The organism is Limnohabitans rimovensis (SeqCode), from assembly GCF_965234775.1.
Classification (GTDB): Bacteria; Pseudomonadota; Gammaproteobacteria; order Burkholderiales; family Burkholderiaceae_C; genus Limnohabitans; species Limnohabitans rimovensis.
On sequence record NZ_OZ248570.1, the window covers coordinates 21,243 to 36,715 of the forward strand.

Sequence of the window (15,473 nt, forward strand, 5' to 3'; positions counted from 1 at the left end):
AACTGAACCATAATCCCAGCCAGTCTTTTTCAATGCAACCGACCATGGCCCATACCCAACCACCCCGCACTTACAAGTACTACGACTTCATCGTGGTGGCCTTTGTTTGCGTGCTGCTGTGCTCCAACCTGATTGGGCCGGGCAAAGCGGCTCAAGTTGAACTGCCGTGGTTGGGCACCGTGGTGTTTGGCGCGGGTGTGCTGTTTTTCCCCATCGCTTATTTGTTTGGCGACATCCTCACCGAGGTATATGGCTACGCCCATGACCGCCGTGCCGTGTGGTGTGGCTTTGGCGCCTTGTTGTTCGCAGCCTTCATGTCGGGGGTGGTGCTGAATTTACCGACCGCACCGGGCAGCTACAACGAGCAATTGCAGCAGGGTTTGAACATGGTGTTTGGCAATACCTGGCGCATCGTGGCGGGCTCCATCGTGGCCTTTTGGGTGGGCAGCATGGTCAACAGTTTTGTGATGGCCAAGATGAAGATCTGGACCCAAGGGCGCCACCTCTGGGCCCGCACCATTGGCTCTACCGCCGTGGGCGAGTTGTTCGACTCATCCCTTTTTTATGTGATTGCTTTTTACGGCATTTGGCCCACCGAGCAGGTGGTGGCCGTGGCCATCGCGCAGTATTTCCTTAAAACCGGTTGGGAAGTGCTGGCCACCCCCCTGACCTATCAAGTGGTGGGCTGGCTCAAGCGCAAAGAAAACGAAGACCACTACGACCGCGACACCGATTTCTCACCCTTTCGGGTCAAGGTGTGAGGCGGCTTCAGGCACCAGGGCTTGCGGCGGCTGACTGTTTCGCTGATTGTTTGGCTTGCAGCTGCTTGACCGCCATGCTCTCCAAGTAACGCCGCAGCCGCGACAAACCCACATCGTGTTCATACAAATGCTCACGATCGCGGGCATCGGGCTCCATTTGTTCCAACATGACCCGGTCTTGCTCCAGCACACGCCAATGGCGCGCCTCTAAACGGTTGCGGTACAAAAACCGCCAAGCGCTGCGCTGCCAACCACTGACCCTGCGGCATCGCCAAAAAAAGACGGCGGCCAAACGCGGGTTGATCGGTGTGACAAAACCCACAATGATGAAATTGCCACCGGGACCACCCGTTTTTGGATAGGGTATTTCCAAGCGCATCCAGTGCGCGCCGGTGTCGCCCCATTCGGTCCAATCAAAGTTGACATCGCGCTGGCCTTCTTTTTCAAACACAAAGCCATGCTCGGTGCGCCGCAATTGAAACTTGGCGCTGATGTCGCCTTCGGCCATGGAATGGGATTGCTTGTGCAAAAAGCTGCCATGCATCGGGTCCATGACGTTCTCTAAGGCATAACGGTAATCGCACTGCCACTCGTTGTAGCAAAGAAAATGCGAATGGTCTGCGCTGGTGAGTTCATCGGGCACTTTCAAGGGTGGCGGCTGATCCACATGGGTCACGCTGTTGTACAACCAGATTGCTCCGTGGGCTTCTTGGACGTGAAAAGCGCGTGCCGCGCGCGAACCCTCGAGCGTGCAACCTGGGCTGGCGGGCACCTTGGTCACCATGCCATCGCAGCGCACCTCGATGCCGTGATAAGGGCATGCCAGGCGGTCGCCCAAGACCACGCCCATCGACAAAGGCGCACCCCGGTGCGGGCAATGGTCTTCCAAGGCATGCACCTGTCCCGCATGGTCGCGCCACAAGGCCAGCTTATGCCCTAAGCGGCGCAAGGACAGGGGGGTATCTTTCAAAAAATGCGACGGGCACAAGGGGTACCACAGGTCTTCCAGACCGCGTTCCAAAAGTTGCTGCACATCATGTGTTGTTGTATCGGCCATGCTCATGCCCCCAGTTTGTGAATTTCAACTTCAAACGTTTGCTCGGTCCACGGTTGACCATTGGGGCCCAGCGGGCCACTTTGATTCAGGTAAGCCACCAAAGGCGCCAACTCGGTGATGCCCGCCAAAAACGCCCGCTCCAGCGCGTCGCCCAACAAATCTTCAAAAGGTGTGGGTGGGCGCTGCTGGGCTTGATTGGGTTGCAGAAATCGTGTAGGTTGGATCGGGATCATGCTTTTTTCTCCGTCAAAAATCCGCCGCCGGCTGCACTTTGCGGCTGGCGGCGGGTGTGGCCATCAATGCCCCCATCGATGGCCCATTCTGCAAACACGGTGGGGCCGGGCGTGAACTCCCTGGGTTGCCAGGCCGGTGTGAGGTGGTCTTCGTCGGCGTTGTATTCGATCAAGCCGCCACAAGGGTTTTCAAAATACCAAAAATAAGCCGATGAGACCGGATGCCGCCCCGGGCCAAGCTGGGTTTTCCAGCCACAGCGCCCCATGTGCAGACCACCGCCAAACACCTCGTGGATATCGCGCACGGTGAAGGCCACATGGTTGAGCCCCATTGCTTTGCCAGGCACCTGCAACAAAAACACATCATGGTGCCCCGCTTGGGGCGCACAGCGCATGAACACACCCCGCCCCGGGTAGCGGTCCGAGGTCACAAAGCCCAAAGCCTGGTAAAAATCTTCGGCGGCTTGCAAGCGGTCGGTGAACAACACCACATGGCCAATGTCCACCGGCGTGGCCCGCTCGTAGACCGGCGAGGCCTGATCAACGCGACGGATGTCCCCATAGGCATTGGCCGCTGCACCGCGCACATCCACCGCTCGCTTGATGCTCAATGCAAAGACTTGGCGCAAACCGTGCGGGTCCAGACACGACACCTGTGCATCTGGGCTGACCCCAGCGGCGTCCATGCCCTGGCTTTGAAAGCCAGTTGTGTCCTTGAGTTGCTGGTGCAATCGCGTCAAGGTGGCGGCGTCAGTCACCCCCCACTGCACTTCACGCAAAGTGTTACCAGTCTCGATGGCGGGACCCAGGCTGGGGTCGTTGACGGCGCGCACAGACACCTGGGCACCATTCATGGTTTCCCAGATTGAGCCCGACGTCCCGGCTGACAACTCGTGCAAGCCCCAGTCGCCGTAAAAGCGACGCACCCGCGCCCACTGTTCGGGCGTGTCTTCGATGCCGTAGGTGATGCGGTCAATGCCTTCGATCATGTCATTCCTTGTCCATCAGGGTTCTGTTGGCTATACCGTCATGGCCGCGCCGCGATGGTGCAAGTAGCGCAGGGCAGACAACACCGTCAGCATGGAGGTTTTGGGGTTGTCGGGCAAGGGTTGGCCGCGCATGGTCAGCTGCATGTGGCCAAAGGCCCCGCGCACATCGATTTCATGAATGTTTTCTGTGACGTTCGGGTCAGCGATCAAGCGCGCGCGGGTGGCTTGCAGCCCCAAACCCGCCAAAGCAATGGTGGCGGCGACATTGGCATTTTTCGGGTACTTCATGGCCACTTCGGCGGCACTGCCTTCGATCAACACCGTGGCTTCGCGCAAGTTGTCAAGTGACACCACCGACTCGGCGGCACTGCCGCGCCAACCTTGCGGCGGTTTGCGCCCGGTGTAGGTCACTTCACTGAGGCCGCCCCAGCGCGCAGCGGCAATGGCGTCGATGCCGCCAATGGCCCCGCTGAGCACATGCACCTGGGTTCGCCCCAGGCGCGCCGCGTCTTCAACCTGCTGGGCCAAGCCGGGTGTGGCCAAGGCACCGATGGACAACAACGCACATTCAACGCCCCGTTGCAAGGCGGACAACACATGTTGCTCAATGGCGCTGTGGCCAGCGCACTCGAGCACCCATTGCGCATCGGATGGCACCTCGGTCACCACCTGCACCGATGGCCCCAACCACTGGCGCGCCGCTTCGACAGACCGCGGTGTGACCACCACATGGCGCAGCGAAAACTCAGGCCAATCGCGGGTGCGCTGCACGATGGCACGACCAATCGCGCCCAAACCGATCAAGGTCAAACCCGTGGGTTGGCTCATGCGGTTTCCTTGCGGGGCGGGCCAGCAAATTTGGTGGCAAACGGCCCCCAACGGTTCATGTCCACCTCGACCATCACCGGCCCTTCGTGGGCCATGGCTTGATTCAACACCACATCACAGTCTTGCGGCTGAGACAGTAAAAAGTGCGGGATCTTCAAGCTGGCGCACAGCAGCGAGAAATCAGGCGTGCACAAATCGACATAGCAGCGCCGGCCACCATACATCGCATCTTGGATGTTTTGGATCACGCCATAACGCTGATCGTTCATCACCAGCACCACAATCTGCGCGTTTTCTTGTTGGGCACAAGCCAACTCGCCGGGGTTGAGCATCAAGCCACCATCGCCCACCAGGGCCACGGTTTTGCGCCCCAACTGGTGCGCCTGAGCCGAAAGCGAGGCACCGATGCCCATGGCCAAGCCTTGGCCAATGCCCCCGCCCAAGGCATGGACGCCCGCACGCGGGTGGTCCAACCACAGGCTGCGATTGCCCCACATGCTGTTGGACAAGGTGATGTCACGCACCCACCACAGGCCTTGTGCAGTTTGCTTTTGCACACGGTTCAAGCTGTCTTTGAGGGCCACATAAGGGCCCAGGCTGGCGTCGACCACAGCCTCGGCCGCTTGGCGCGCTTGGGCCACAGCCTGCGGCCAGTTGGCATCGGTGCGCATGCGGCCTTGCAAACGATCGGCCAAGGCGTGAAGGGCCAAGCTGGCATCGGCATGCAAAAAAAGTTCGCTGCTGTAGGCGCGTTGATCGGCCAAGGAGTTGGCATCGATGCGGTAACGCTGATGGGGCAATTGCAATTTGTAGTTCAGGGTTTCGTTGCTGCGCAAACGCGAACCCACCACCAGCATGGCATCAACGGTTTGATACAAAGCCTCGACCGGCTTTTGCACATTGAAAGCACCCAAGCTCATGGGGTGCTGCTCGGACACAACGCCACGGCCTTGCACCGATGTGACCACGGCCCAACCCATGTCGATCAAACGTTGCACCGCCGCACCCGCATGGCGGGCACCCCCACCCAGCCACAGCAAGGGGCGTTGTGCCGATTGCAACTGTGCCGCCAGCGCATCGAGTTGTGCAGCGCTGGGGGTCAGCGGCGCCAAAGGCAAAGGCGACACATCGGCGGGCAGGTCCAACAACTGGGCTTGCACATCGATGGGGATTTCAATGCTGACCGGTCCACACGGTGGGGTGTGGGCCAAGCGGTGCGCCTCACGCAGAATGCTCAAAGCGCTTTGGGCATCGCGGATGCGAAACGCCACTTTGCTCACCGCCGAGAGCATGGCCAATTGCGCCGGCGCTTCATGGATGTAGCCCCAATCTCGGTCCACATATTGAGATTCAATTTGACCGGTCAAGTGCAGCATGGGCGTGCCTGCGGTCAAGGCCTCCACCAAGGCCCCTGCGGCATTGCCTGCGCCCGTGCCTGTGCTGGTGATGCAAACGCCCCAGGTGACACTGACACGCGCTGCGGCATCGGCCATGTTGCACGCACCCGCTTCGCCACGGGCGGACACAAAACGCACCTGCCCACGTTGGTGCATGGCGTCCAGGATGGGCATGTTGTGGATGGAGATCACGCCGTAGGCGGTTTTCACCCCACTGGCTTCCATGAAGCGAACCGCCAGCTCTCCCACGGTGATGCGTTGGGCGGTATCTACAGGTGGGCGGTTCATCGGGTTCATGCGGCAATGCGGTTGATGCTGCGCGACGGGGGCGCAGCAGGATGGGCCCGGGCGTGGGCTTGAAACGTGGGGTCGATGTGGCTGACGCGCTGGCTCAGTTGGGCCGCAGCGTGTTGCACTTCTTGCACCACGCCCGGTAAATCTTGGGGCTCAATGCGTTGGCTGGGAATGGTCACGCTCACTGCGGCGACCACTTGATTGAATTCATTGGTGACCGGGGCCACGACGGTGGAGATGCCCGACTCGAAACCACCTTGACTGGTGCCGTAGCCCTGGGCCTTGTCACGCTCAATCATCTTGAGCAATTGGCTGCGGGTGGTCGGCGTTTGTGCCGTGTATTCGGGCAAGGGCTCTTGGGGATAAAGCGCTTTCAACTCAGGCGAACCCAAGTGCCCCATCAAAACGCGGCCCAGCACCGTTGCATGTGCAGGCAAGCGGGCACCCACTTGGATGGAGTGAAACAAAGCATTGCGCCCGGGTGACTTGACCACAAACACCACCTCGGTGCCTTCGCGCAAGACCAAATGCGATGAATATCCTGTGCGCTCGCACAAGGCGGCGATCACGGGGCGCGCCTGCTCGGCCATCTCCATCGAGGCAATGGTTTCAAAGCCCAAGCGCAACACCCCCAAACCCAGCCGGTAGGTGACCCCATCGGCGGCGCGCTCGACAAACCCCATTTGCTCCAAGGTATAGAGCATGCGAAAAACCGATGCCCGCGGCATGTCCAGTTTGCGCGCCAGCGCCGCACTGGTGTGTGCGGGTTCGTCCCGGGTGAACTGCTGCATCAATTGCAGGCCTCTTTGCAAGGCGGGCACGATGTAACGATCAGACTCGCTCATGCCAACTCGCTCGACGTGGTGAACATCAAATCATTGACGCGCTCGGCGGCCTCCAGCGGACAAGCATGGCCCACTTCGCCCAACAAATGAAAGGGCAATCCCAAGCCAGCGGCCAACTCGGCACAGCCTTGGGCAGGGGTGATGCGATCGGCCTGTCCGCAAGCGACATCCACCGGACACGACAGGCCGCGCAAATAGGTGGCCAAATCGTCACCCGCCAACATCTGGCTGGCTTGTGTGTAACCGGCGGGAATGACCTGCGCCATGGTGTGTTCTACCCAAGCCAGCTGTTCTGCGCTGGCCGCAGGCGACAGCATGGCACTGGCACGCTGCGCGGCCATGCCCGCAGGGCCCAGGGTTTGGAGTTTTTCCAAGCGATCTTGCAACTTGCGTGCTCGCACTTGGGGATCTGCCAAACCATAGCCCGCCGCAGGGGCCAACAACCACACATGCTTGACCCGCTCGGGTTGGGCTTGGGCAGCGGCACTGGCCATCAAACAACCCAGCGAGTGGCCGACCAAGTGCACGGGGCCGCTGCCGAGCGCATCCAACCAGGCCCACAAACGCGCTGCGTAATCGCTGGCCTTGGGTTGGTCGGGTTGCAGGGGCGTGCTTTGGCCATAGCCCGGCGCGTCCCACGCCAAGATGCGCACACCCAGGCGCTGAGCGGCTTGCAATTGGGCCAACCAACTGCCCGACGCGGAGCCAATGCCATGCAACAAAACCCACAAAGGCTGGCCTTCGGTGCCCGCACTGCGGTAAGCCACCTGGCCCAGAGGGGTTGAGATGCGTTGCAGCGGAAAGTCTTGGATGCGCTCAGACAAAGACATGGGTTAAGTCCATCACGCCTTGGTCAGGTTGCGCTTGATCGCCGCCAAGGGTGACTCGGGTGGGTACACCGGTGTGATGGGCTTGGGTGAGCCCAGCATCACGCACATGAGGGCATCCTCTTCGCCCACGTTTATTTCTTCGCGGTACACACCGGGTGGGACCGAGATCAGGTCGCGTTCACGCAGAACCGACTCCCAGCGCTCGCCGTCTTTTTCGCAAATCACCTTCATGGTGCCGCGCAACAAGAAGAAGATTTCCTCCACGTCATAGTGGATGTGCGAAGGGCCCTCGTGCCCCGCCGGAATGATCATGGTCGAAAAAGTGAAGTGGCCACATGGCACGGTGTTGTTGTCGCTGGACACGCCGGTCGCACCGGTGCCCACGTAGCGCATTTGGGCGCGGCGGTATTTGGGGTCGTAATCGGCTTGAAACTTCAACGCGTCCCAGTCATAGCGGCGGGTTTCGAAACGCGCGACGCGCGACGCCATCCATTGCTCAAATGACTGGCCCGGTTGGCGCAGCATGCTGGCCTGGATGTCAGCTTCGGCAGGGATGTTGGCATTGAGCAAGCCTCGTTCATTGAACATGGGTTGATTGGCAGCAGCGTGGTTTTGTGACATGGTGGGGTTCTCCTGATTCAACAATCAATTCATGACAAAGCCGCCATTGACAGGCAGCAACTGGCCGGTGATGAAGCCGCTGCCGGGGCTGAGCAAAAACAGCAGCGCAGCGGTCAGGTCTTCGGGCACTTGGGGCCGTTGCAAGGCACGGCCTTTGAGGTACAAATCATGGCGCGCCTCAGGGATGTACGCGGTGGCTTCCACCAGCGTCAAACCTGGCGCGATGGCATTGACCGTGATTCCATCGGGCCCCAACTCACGGGCCATAGAACGGGTCATGGCCATCACCGCGCCTTTGCTGGCCACATAAGCCATCAAGCGGGGCGCACCCCACAAGGCCGTGTCCGAGGCGATGTTGACCACCCGCCCGGTGGTGCTGGCTGTGAGGTGGGGATGCGCAGCCACCGTGGCCAACCATGGACCGCGCACATTCACCGCCATCACCTGATCCCAGGTGTCGATGGCAATGTCTTGCATGTCTTTGCCGCCACTGTTGGTGATGGCGGCGTTGTTGACTAAACCATCCATGCCACCCAGCCACTGCGCGGCTTGGTCAACCCCTTGGCGCACCGCCTCTGGCTTGGCCATGTCCATCGACAGGTAATGGGCATCAGGCCCCAACTGCTGGGCCAATACCCGCCCTGCGTCGTCCAATATGTCGGTGATCACCACCCGCGCACCGGTTTGAATCAAGGCGCTGGCAAATGCCGCCCCCAAGCCTCGGGCACCGCCGGTGACCAGCACCCGGCGGCCTTTCATATCTGCGCAAAGGTTGGCCGCGCTCATGTGGGTTTTCTATCCGCGCTGGGCAGGTAATGCAAGACCCGGTTTTCAGCGATGACCACCGCGTAATAGGCCAAGATGCCGATCAAGGTCAAAGCCCCGATCACCACAAACACGCCGGCGGTATTTCCCTGCCCTTCAAAAAAGACCAGCAAATACCCCAAACCCATGTTGCCGCCGACCAACTCACCGACCACCACACCGATCACGGCCAAGGTGCTGGCAATGCGCAAACCCGAGAACAGGGAGGGCAATGTGGCTGGGCATTGCACTTTGAAGAAAACCTGCAAGCGGGTGGCTGAAAACGACCGCGCCAGGTTGATCATGTCCGCATCCAGATTGCGCATGGCGGTCAGCACATTGATCAAGACGGGGAAAAAGACGATCAATATCGCCACCAAAATTTTGGGGTAGATGGTGTAGCCCAACCACATCACAAACAACGGGGCAAAGGCCACTTTGGGGGCGATTTGCAGGGCCAGCAAATAGGGCGACAAGATGGCTTCGATTTGCGGTGACAAGCCCAGGGCGTAGCCCATGGCCGCCCCCAAGGCTGCACCCAAAACAAAACCGATCACCACTTCCAGCGCGGTGATGCCGCTGTGCCAGAGCAAACGCTCTGCCCCATAAATGCGAAACAATTCATCCCAGGTTTTGCTGGCATTGGGCAAAATAAATTCGGGCACGCCCCACCACCCTGGCAGCCACTGCCAGGCGGCCAGGAACAAGAGCGCGACCAGGGCGCTCCAAGCGGTGGTTTTGATGCCCGAACCCATGATTTACTTCAAGCCGACGAACTGGTTGGTGTACAAGTCTTTGGCCGCCACTTCTTTGGGCACGATGGCGTTGCTGACATAGAACTTTTGCAAGTCCATCAAACGCGCTTCGTCCATTTGCCCCAACACCTTTTGATTGGCGTAGACGTATTTGTTGTAGAGCTCGAAGGTTTGCAAAATCAAGTCTTCTTTGCCTTTGTGCGCGGGCACGTGAGCGACATAGGCAGTCGCAGCGGCCTTGGGGTCTTTCATGATGTCGCGCATGCCTTTCAATGTGGCACGCACCAGTTTTTGGATGAGCTCTGGGTTTTTGGCAATCGTCTCGTCGCTGGCCAAAATGGCTTGAGCCATGCTTTTGAAGTACACATCGGCAGGCAAGATGTCGACCTTGGCACCGGCCGCCATGGCCGTTGCCGTCCAATCCGGCACGGCCGCCATGGCCACGGCCTTTTTGGCGGTGAACTGTTGCCACACACCGGCGGGGCCTGCCGATTGGATGTCCAAATCGTTTTTGGTCAGACCCGACTTGCTCAACATCCCCAGCAAAGCGTAATACGTGGTGTCGGTGTAACCGGTGGTGGTGACCACCTGGCCCTTGAGTTCGCGGGGCGACTCAATGCGTGCGTCCTTGTGGCTGACCAATTGCATCAGCGAACCAGCGCCCAAAACGGCCACGGCTTTGACCGGAATGCCCTGACCGCGCGCAATGATGGGGGTGTCGCCAATGGCCCCGCCAATCACCGCATTGCCAGCGCCAATCTGTTTGGCCACGTCCACGCCACCGCGCCCTGCGACGAACTTCACGTTCAGGCCTTCTTGCGCGTAATAGCCCTTGGCTTGCGCCAGCATCCACGGCCCAAACGCGGGCAAGATGGCCGGGGCAGGCAGCAAATAAGTGATCTCCTGGGGATTGGCTGACGGTGCTTGGGCTTGGCTGCTCAAGGGGGACAAAGTGGCCAAGGCGGTGGCCAAGGCAATCAGGGTGCGTCGCATCATGGGTTGCTCCTATCAATGGTTCAAAGGCATGGAAAAAAGATTCGGTCAACGGAAAGGGTTCAATGGATATCTGTGTCGCCATCCAGCTTGAGCAAGGCCATCAACTGGGCCACGTGGTCCCCCAACTGAGGGTGTTTGCGCCGCTGCATAGGTTTGTCGCGATCAGGCAAATTCACCGTGATTTGTTCGACGATGGTGCCCGGGCGCTCGCTCATCACCAAAATTCGATCCGACAAGGCCACGGCTTCGGCCAAGTCGTGGGTGATGAACAAAACGGTTTTGCCCTGCGCATGAACGCTGCGGGCCAAGTCTTGCTGCAAGATCATTTTGGTTTGCGCATCCAGCGCTGAAAACGGTTCGTCCATGAGCAAAACGGTCGGGTCCACCGCCAGGGTGCGTGCCAGTGCAGCGCGCTGGCGCATGCCGCCAGACAGCTGGTGCGGGTAGTTGTTGCCAAATCCATGGAGCCTGAACTGCTGCAGCAACTGCTCGGATTTGTCTCGCCTTTGCGCTGGGGCCACGCCACGCAACTCCAAGCCAAACTCGACGTTTTGGGAAATGGTGCGCCACGGCAACAACAGGTCTTTTTGCAGCATGAAGGCCACTTGGGTGCTGGGGCCCTGTACCGGCACACCCAAGACCTTGACCACACCCGCCGTGGGTGGTGCCAAACCCGAGCCCATGTTCAACAAGGTGCTTTTGCCACAGCCTGAAGGGCCAATGATGGACACCACCTCACCGGCCTGGATGGCAAAGCTCACCGAGCGCGCCGCTTTCACCTCAGGGTGCAAACGGCTGGCCGGGAAGGTTTTGTCAACCCCTTCAAAAGCGATGGCGGGGACAGCGCTCATGCCTGGGGCACCTGAACCCAAACGCGGTCGGCCTCGACCTTGACCGGAAAGCAGCGCAAATCGCGCTGCCCGATTTCATTCAAACATTTGCCGCCGTTGATTTCAAAGCGCGCGGCATGCAAAGGACACTCGACCACGCCATCTTCGACAAAGCCTTGGGACAACAAAGCATAGGCATGCGGGCACACATCTTCTAAAGCGTGGACCTCACCTTGGAGCAAAAACAAACCAATTTTTTGGCCTTGCACCTGGACCCCCGTGGGAAAGTCGGGGTCCAAGTCCGCACGCGGGGCCACGTCGTGCCAGACAGCCGCAGGGTCGTTGGGAATGGTGGAACTTGAAGGGCTCATTTGTTTCAAATATAAAACAACGGTTTACGATAGAACCATTATGGCCGTTTCCGCACCTGGATGAAAGGGCCATGGGCGTTTTTTCCCCAGGGGAAACCCTTTGCACCGGCTGCCGCAACCGGGGATCGCGCCGCGCCTTCGCGTGTTAGTCTGAGTCAAGTGGGGGCAGATGGTCGCCACCACCCGACCCGAACCTGGCCCTGACCCGCATGTCCGATTTGCCCCTCATCCAAAGCCCCGCCGTTTTGCGCGCCTGGGCCCAAAACCCCAGCCAAGACTGCTCCTGCGCTTTGAAACATTGCCAGGGCTGGTCCCCCATCACCGAATCCCAATGGCCGCAGGCCGAACTGCCCGCTGTGGCCAGCCTGCGTGACCCCAATGTGGCCGAACCCACTTTTGAAGAACACCATCCCCACGGCACCCGTTATGGCGACCCGCTGGCCCCTGTTTCGATCGCCCACTTTCCCGCCAACCGGTGTGTGCTGCACGCTTGCCAACTGTGTGGCCAACATGTGTTGCGCTACACCGAGTTTGGCGGTTATTACATTGATCACCGCGCCCGCCGCTTGGACCCTGAGGTCATTGTTGACACCGCTTGAATGCAGGCGACACCTCGGGTTTTGACCCACCAACACTGGGCCTAAAATCCGCCCTCTTTGGCCAACCAACCAGGACCACCCCATGGGACGCACGCTCTACGACAAGATTTGGGACGAACACCTCGTCACTTCAGAGGAAGATGGCACCGCCGTGCTGTACATCGACCGCCATTTGGTGCACGAGGTGACCAGCGCCCAGGCCTATGAGGGTTTGCGGGTGGCCAAGCGCAAGGTGTGGCGTGTGAGTTCGGTCATCGCCACCGCCGACCACAACACCCCCACCACCGGTTGGGAGCTGGGGTATGACGGCTTGACCGACCCGGTGAGCAAAGAGCAAATCACCACACTCGACAGCAACATGGCCGAGTACGGCGCCGCCGCCTACTTCCCCTTTCTGTCCAAGCGCCAAGGCATCGTTCACGTGATTGGCCCAGAGAACGGTGCCACCCTGCCCGGCATGACGGTGGTGTGTGGCGACTCACACACCTCCACCCACGGCGCGTTTGGCGCATTGGCCCACGGCATTGGCACCTCGGAGGTGGAACATGTGCTGGCCACCCAAACCCTGCTGACCAAAAAAGCCAAGAACATGCGCATCCACGTGGATGGCACCTTGCCCAAAGGGCTCACGGGCAAAGACATGGTGCTGGCCATCATCGGCAAGATCGGCACCGCTGGTGGCACTGGCTTCACCATTGAATTTGCCGGCTCTGCCGTGCGCGCGCTCAGCATAGAAGGGCGCATGACCTTGTGCAACATGGCCATCGAGGCCGGCGCTCGCGCTGGCTTGGTGGCGGTGGACGACAAAACCATCGAATACCTGCGCGGCCGCCCCTTGTCACCCAAGGGCCTCGAATGGGACCATGCGGTGGCCTACTGGAAAACCTTGCAATCTGACCCAGACGCCCACTTTGATGCCGTGGTGCAACTGAATGCTGCCGAGATTGCGCCGCAAGTCACCTGGGGCACATCGCCCGAGATGGTGCTATCGGTGCTGGACCGCGTGCCCGACCCCGACAAGGAAAAAGACGCCAACAAGCGGCTCGCCATTGAGCGTGCCTTGACCTATATGGGGCTGCAACCCGGCAAGCCCATCGCCGACATCACGGTGGACAAAATCTTCATTGGCTCTTGCACCAACAGCCGCATTGAAGACATGCGCGAGGCGGCTGCGGTGGTCAAACGTTTGGGCCAAAAAGTGGCGCGCAACGTCAAGCTGGCCATGGTGGTGCCCGGTTCTGGCTTGGTCAAAGCGCAGGCCGAAAAAGAAGGGCTGGACGAAATCTTCAAGGCCGCGGGTTTTGAGTGGCGCGAACCCGGCTGTTCCATGTGTCTGGGCATGAACGCCGACCGCCTGGAGCCCGGCGAGCGCTGCGCCTCCACCAGCAACCGCAACTTCGAAGGCCGCCAAGGCACCGGTGGGCGCACCCACTTGGTCAGTCCAGCCATGGCCGCCGCCGCAGCCATTCACGGCCATTTTGTTGACGTGCGCCAATTTGTTTGAAAGCCAAGACCATGAATAAATTCAATGTGCACAAAGGCCTGGTCGCCCCCATGGACCGCGAAAACGTCGATACCGACGCGATCATTCCCAAACAGTTTCTGAAGTCGATCAAAAAAACCGGCTTCGGCCCCAACCTGTTTGACGAATGGCGCTACCTCGACAAAGGCGAGCCCGGGCAAGAGCATGTGCAGCGCAAGATCAACCCCGACTTCATCTTGAACCAAGCCCGCTACCAAGGCGCGTCCGTTTTGCTGGCACGCAAAAACTTTGGCTGCGGCTCTTCGCGCGAGCATGCGCCGTGGGCCTTGGAGCAATACGGCTTTCGCGCCATCATCGCGCCCAGCTATGCCGACATCTTTTTCAACAACAGCTTTAAAAACGGCTTGCTGCCCATCGTGCTCCCAGAGACCATCGTCAGCCAGTTGTTTGACGAGTGCTTTGGCTTCCCGGGTTATCAGCTGACAGTTGACTTGGACCGCCAAGTGGTGGTGCGCCCCCAAGGTGAAGAAATCCCGTTTGAGGTGCAACCCTTTCGCCGCTATTGCCTGATGAATGGCTTGGACGACATTGGCCTGACCCTGCGCCACGCCGACAAAATTCGTGACTTTGAGGCCGCACGCCTGACCGCCAAACCTTGGTTGGCGCAAACCTTGCCGGAGAGCTTCCGATGAAAATTGCAGTTCTGCCTGGTGACGGCATTGGCACCGAGATCGTCGCTGAAGCGGTCAAAGTGCTCAAAGTTTTGGGCTTGCCCCTGGAAATGGAAACGGCATTGGTGGGTGGTTGTGCCTACGACGCCCACGGCCACCCGCTGCCCGACAGTACCCTGAAGCTAGCCAAAGAAGCCGATGCGATTTTGTTTGGCGCGGTGGGCGACTGGAAATACGACACCTTGGACCGTCCCTTGCGCCCCGAGCAAGCCATCTTGGGTTTGCGCAAAAACCTGGGGCTGTTTGCCAACTTTCGCCCTGCCATTTGTTACCCCGAATTGGTCGGTGCCTCCAGCTTGAAGCCAGAATTGATTGCAGGTTTGGACATCCTCATCATCCGCGAGCTGACCGGTGATATTTACTTTGGCCAACCACGGGGTCGCCGCGTCTCGCCCGATGGTGCTTTCGCTGGTGCCGAAGAAGCCTTTGACACCATGCGCTATACCCGCCCCGAGGTGGAGCGCATTGCGCGTGTGGCGTTTGAAGCCGCCCGCAAGCGCAGCAAGCGCGTGACCAGCGTGGACAAGGCCAATGTGCTCGAGACCTTCCAGTTCTGGAAAGACATCGTCACCGAGGTGCACAAAGACTACCCAGATGTGGCGCTGGACCACATGTACGTGGACAACGCGGCCATGCAGTTGGTGAAAGAGCCCAAGCGCTTTGACGTGGTGGTGACCGGCAACATGTTTGGCGACATCCTCTCCGACGAAGCCTCCATGCTGACTGGCTCCATTGGCATGTTGCCCTCGGCGTCACTCAACGCCAGCAACCAAGGCTTGTACGAGCCCAGCCATGGCAGCGCACCCGACATCGCCGGCAAAGGCGTGGCCAACCCCTTGGCCACCATCTTGAGTGCGGCCATGATGCTGCGCTTCAGCCTGAACCAAGAAGCCGCTGCGGTGCGCATTGAAAACGCGGTGAAAAAAGTTTTGGCCCAAGGCCTGCGCACCGGCGACATCTACAGCGAAGGCACCACCAAGGTGGGCACCGCGCAAATGGGCGATGCGGTGGTCAAGGCATTGGGTTGAGCAGGCATAGAAGCAGACGCC

Annotated in this window: 18 protein-coding genes; 5 read left to right on the forward strand and 13 right to left on the reverse strand. The window is 59.8% G+C overall.

Features of this window, described 5'->3' with window-relative positions:
• Positions 1-44: 44 nt before the first annotated feature.
• Positions 45-761, forward strand: coding sequence for a queuosine precursor transporter (locus tag AC8GFZ_RS15000; RefSeq protein WP_506645719.1), 717 nt, complete (start codon positions 45-47; stop codon positions 759-761).
• A 7-nt stretch (positions 762-768) separates the two neighbouring features.
• Here AC8GFZ_RS15000 and AC8GFZ_RS15005 read toward each other — a convergent pair whose 3' ends face one another.
• The 13 genes from AC8GFZ_RS15005 to AC8GFZ_RS15065 all read right to left on the reverse strand — a co-directional run bounded on the left by AC8GFZ_RS15005 (position 769) and on the right by AC8GFZ_RS15065 (position 11,611).
• Complete coding sequence (locus AC8GFZ_RS15005) at positions 769-1,824, reverse strand: Rieske 2Fe-2S domain-containing protein (RefSeq protein ID WP_506645720.1); 1,056 nt, start codon at positions 1,822-1,824, stop codon at positions 769-771.
• A complete protein-coding gene (locus AC8GFZ_RS15010; protein WP_506645721.1) occupies positions 1,821-2,051 on the reverse strand; it encodes a recombinase-like helix-turn-helix domain-containing protein in 231 nt (76 codons plus the stop codon). Before AC8GFZ_RS15010 ends, AC8GFZ_RS15005 begins: the two co-directional genes overlap by 4 nt.
• Entirely contained in the window at positions 2,048-3,040 is a 993-nt protein-coding gene (locus AC8GFZ_RS15015) for a VOC family protein (protein ID WP_506645722.1), read from the reverse strand. The genes AC8GFZ_RS15010 and AC8GFZ_RS15015 overlap by 4 nt, the downstream gene beginning before the upstream one ends.
• Positions 3,041-3,070: 30 nt before the next feature.
• The gene (locus AC8GFZ_RS15020; RefSeq protein WP_506645723.1) at positions 3,071-3,868 is read right to left on the reverse strand and encodes an aspartate dehydrogenase; all 798 of its coding nucleotides are present in this window, start codon (positions 3,866-3,868) and stop codon (positions 3,071-3,073) included.
• Positions 3,865-5,553 carry a thiamine pyrophosphate-binding protein gene (locus AC8GFZ_RS15025; protein WP_506645724.1) on the reverse strand — a complete coding sequence of 563 codons (1,689 nt, stop codon included), beginning with the start codon at positions 5,551-5,553 and terminating at the stop codon, positions 3,865-3,867. The genes AC8GFZ_RS15020 and AC8GFZ_RS15025 overlap by 4 nt, the downstream gene beginning before the upstream one ends.
• 5 nt (positions 5,554-5,558) lie before the next feature.
• Entirely contained in the window at positions 5,559-6,404 is an 846-nt protein-coding gene (locus AC8GFZ_RS15030) for an IclR family transcriptional regulator (protein ID WP_506645725.1), read from the reverse strand.
• On the reverse strand, positions 6,401-7,234 hold the full coding sequence (locus tag AC8GFZ_RS15035; protein WP_506645726.1) for an alpha/beta fold hydrolase: 834 nt from the start codon (positions 7,232-7,234) through the stop codon (positions 6,401-6,403). The genes AC8GFZ_RS15030 and AC8GFZ_RS15035 overlap by 4 nt, the downstream gene beginning before the upstream one ends.
• 12 nt (positions 7,235-7,246) lie before the next feature.
• Complete coding sequence (locus AC8GFZ_RS15040) at positions 7,247-7,759, reverse strand: cupin domain-containing protein (RefSeq protein ID WP_506645867.1); 513 nt, start codon at positions 7,757-7,759, stop codon at positions 7,247-7,249.
• 120 nt (positions 7,760-7,879) lie between these two features.
• The gene (locus AC8GFZ_RS15045) at positions 7,880-8,641 is read right to left on the reverse strand and encodes an SDR family oxidoreductase (RefSeq protein ID WP_506645727.1); all 762 of its coding nucleotides are present in this window, start codon (positions 8,639-8,641) and stop codon (positions 7,880-7,882) included.
• Entirely contained in the window at positions 8,638-9,414 is a 777-nt protein-coding gene (locus tag AC8GFZ_RS15050; RefSeq protein WP_506645728.1) for an ABC transporter permease, read from the reverse strand. The genes AC8GFZ_RS15045 and AC8GFZ_RS15050 overlap by 4 nt, the downstream gene beginning before the upstream one ends.
• Positions 9,415-9,417: 3 nt before the next feature.
• Positions 9,418-10,407, reverse strand: a complete 990-nt coding sequence (locus AC8GFZ_RS15055; protein WP_506645868.1) for an ABC transporter substrate-binding protein — start codon at positions 10,405-10,407, stop codon at positions 9,418-9,420.
• 62 nt (positions 10,408-10,469) lie between these two features.
• Positions 10,470-11,261, reverse strand: coding sequence for an ABC transporter ATP-binding protein (locus tag AC8GFZ_RS15060; protein WP_506645729.1), 792 nt, complete (start codon positions 11,259-11,261; stop codon positions 10,470-10,472).
• Complete coding sequence (locus tag AC8GFZ_RS15065) at positions 11,258-11,611, reverse strand: Rieske (2Fe-2S) protein (RefSeq protein ID WP_506645730.1); 354 nt, start codon at positions 11,609-11,611, stop codon at positions 11,258-11,260. The genes AC8GFZ_RS15060 and AC8GFZ_RS15065 overlap by 4 nt, the downstream gene beginning before the upstream one ends.
• Before the next feature lie 209 nt (positions 11,612-11,820).
• Between AC8GFZ_RS15065 and AC8GFZ_RS15070 the strand changes: the two genes are divergently transcribed.
• From AC8GFZ_RS15070 to leuB, 4 genes are all read left to right on the forward strand, one after another.
• Entirely contained in the window at positions 11,821-12,210 is a 390-nt protein-coding gene (locus AC8GFZ_RS15070; protein ID WP_506645731.1) for a hypothetical protein, read from the forward strand.
• Between the two features lie 82 nt (positions 12,211-12,292).
• Entirely contained in the window at positions 12,293-13,714 is a 1,422-nt protein-coding gene (leuC, locus tag AC8GFZ_RS15075) for a 3-isopropylmalate dehydratase large subunit (RefSeq protein WP_506645732.1), read from the forward strand.
• Between the two features lie 11 nt (positions 13,715-13,725).
• Positions 13,726-14,385, forward strand: coding sequence for a 3-isopropylmalate dehydratase small subunit (gene leuD / locus AC8GFZ_RS15080; RefSeq protein WP_506645733.1), 660 nt, complete (start codon positions 13,726-13,728; stop codon positions 14,383-14,385).
• Entirely contained in the window at positions 14,382-15,452 is a 1,071-nt protein-coding gene (leuB, locus tag AC8GFZ_RS15085) for a 3-isopropylmalate dehydrogenase (protein WP_506645734.1), read from the forward strand. Before leuD ends, leuB begins: the two co-directional genes overlap by 4 nt.
• Positions 15,453-15,473 lie beyond the last annotated feature (21 nt).

Coding starts and splice junctions, on each gene's coding strand:
- AC8GFZ_RS15000 (WP_506645719.1), top strand. CDS start 45: ATGGCCCATACCCAACCACCCCGCACTTACAAGTACTACGACTTCATC.
- AC8GFZ_RS15005 (WP_506645720.1), bottom strand. CDS start 1,824: ATGAGCATGGCCGATACAACAACACATGATGTGCAGCAACTTTTGGAA.
- AC8GFZ_RS15010 (WP_506645721.1), bottom strand. CDS start 2,051: ATGATCCCGATCCAACCTACACGATTTCTGCAACCCAATCAAGCCCAG.
- AC8GFZ_RS15015 (WP_506645722.1), bottom strand. CDS start 3,040: ATGATCGAAGGCATTGACCGCATCACCTACGGCATCGAAGACACGCCC.
- AC8GFZ_RS15020 (WP_506645723.1), bottom strand. CDS start 3,868: ATGAGCCAACCCACGGGTTTGACCTTGATCGGTTTGGGCGCGATTGGT.
- AC8GFZ_RS15025 (WP_506645724.1), bottom strand. CDS start 5,553: ATGAACCGCCCACCTGTAGATACCGCCCAACGCATCACCGTGGGAGAG.
- AC8GFZ_RS15030 (WP_506645725.1), bottom strand. CDS start 6,404: ATGAGCGAGTCTGATCGTTACATCGTGCCCGCCTTGCAAAGAGGCCTG.
- AC8GFZ_RS15035 (WP_506645726.1), bottom strand. CDS start 7,234: ATGTCTTTGTCTGAGCGCATCCAAGACTTTCCGCTGCAACGCATCTCA.
- AC8GFZ_RS15040 (WP_506645867.1), bottom strand. CDS start 7,759: ATGCTGCGCCAACCGGGCCAGTCATTTGAGCAATGGATGGCGTCGCGC.
- AC8GFZ_RS15045 (WP_506645727.1), bottom strand. CDS start 8,641: ATGAGCGCGGCCAACCTTTGCGCAGATATGAAAGGCCGCCGGGTGCTG.
- AC8GFZ_RS15050 (WP_506645728.1), bottom strand. CDS start 9,414: ATGGGTTCGGGCATCAAAACCACCGCTTGGAGCGCCCTGGTCGCGCTC.
- AC8GFZ_RS15055 (WP_506645868.1), bottom strand. CDS start 10,407: ATGCGACGCACCCTGATTGCCTTGGCCACCGCCTTGGCCACTTTGTCC.
- AC8GFZ_RS15060 (WP_506645729.1), bottom strand. CDS start 11,261: ATGAGCGCTGTCCCCGCCATCGCTTTTGAAGGGGTTGACAAAACCTTC.
- AC8GFZ_RS15065 (WP_506645730.1), bottom strand. CDS start 11,611: ATGAGCCCTTCAAGTTCCACCATTCCCAACGACCCTGCGGCTGTCTGG.
- AC8GFZ_RS15070 (WP_506645731.1), top strand. CDS start 11,821: ATGTCCGATTTGCCCCTCATCCAAAGCCCCGCCGTTTTGCGCGCCTGG.
- leuC (WP_506645732.1), top strand. CDS start 12,293: ATGGGACGCACGCTCTACGACAAGATTTGGGACGAACACCTCGTCACT.
- leuD (WP_506645733.1), top strand. CDS start 13,726: ATGAATAAATTCAATGTGCACAAAGGCCTGGTCGCCCCCATGGACCGC.
- leuB (WP_506645734.1), top strand. CDS start 14,382: ATGAAAATTGCAGTTCTGCCTGGTGACGGCATTGGCACCGAGATCGTC.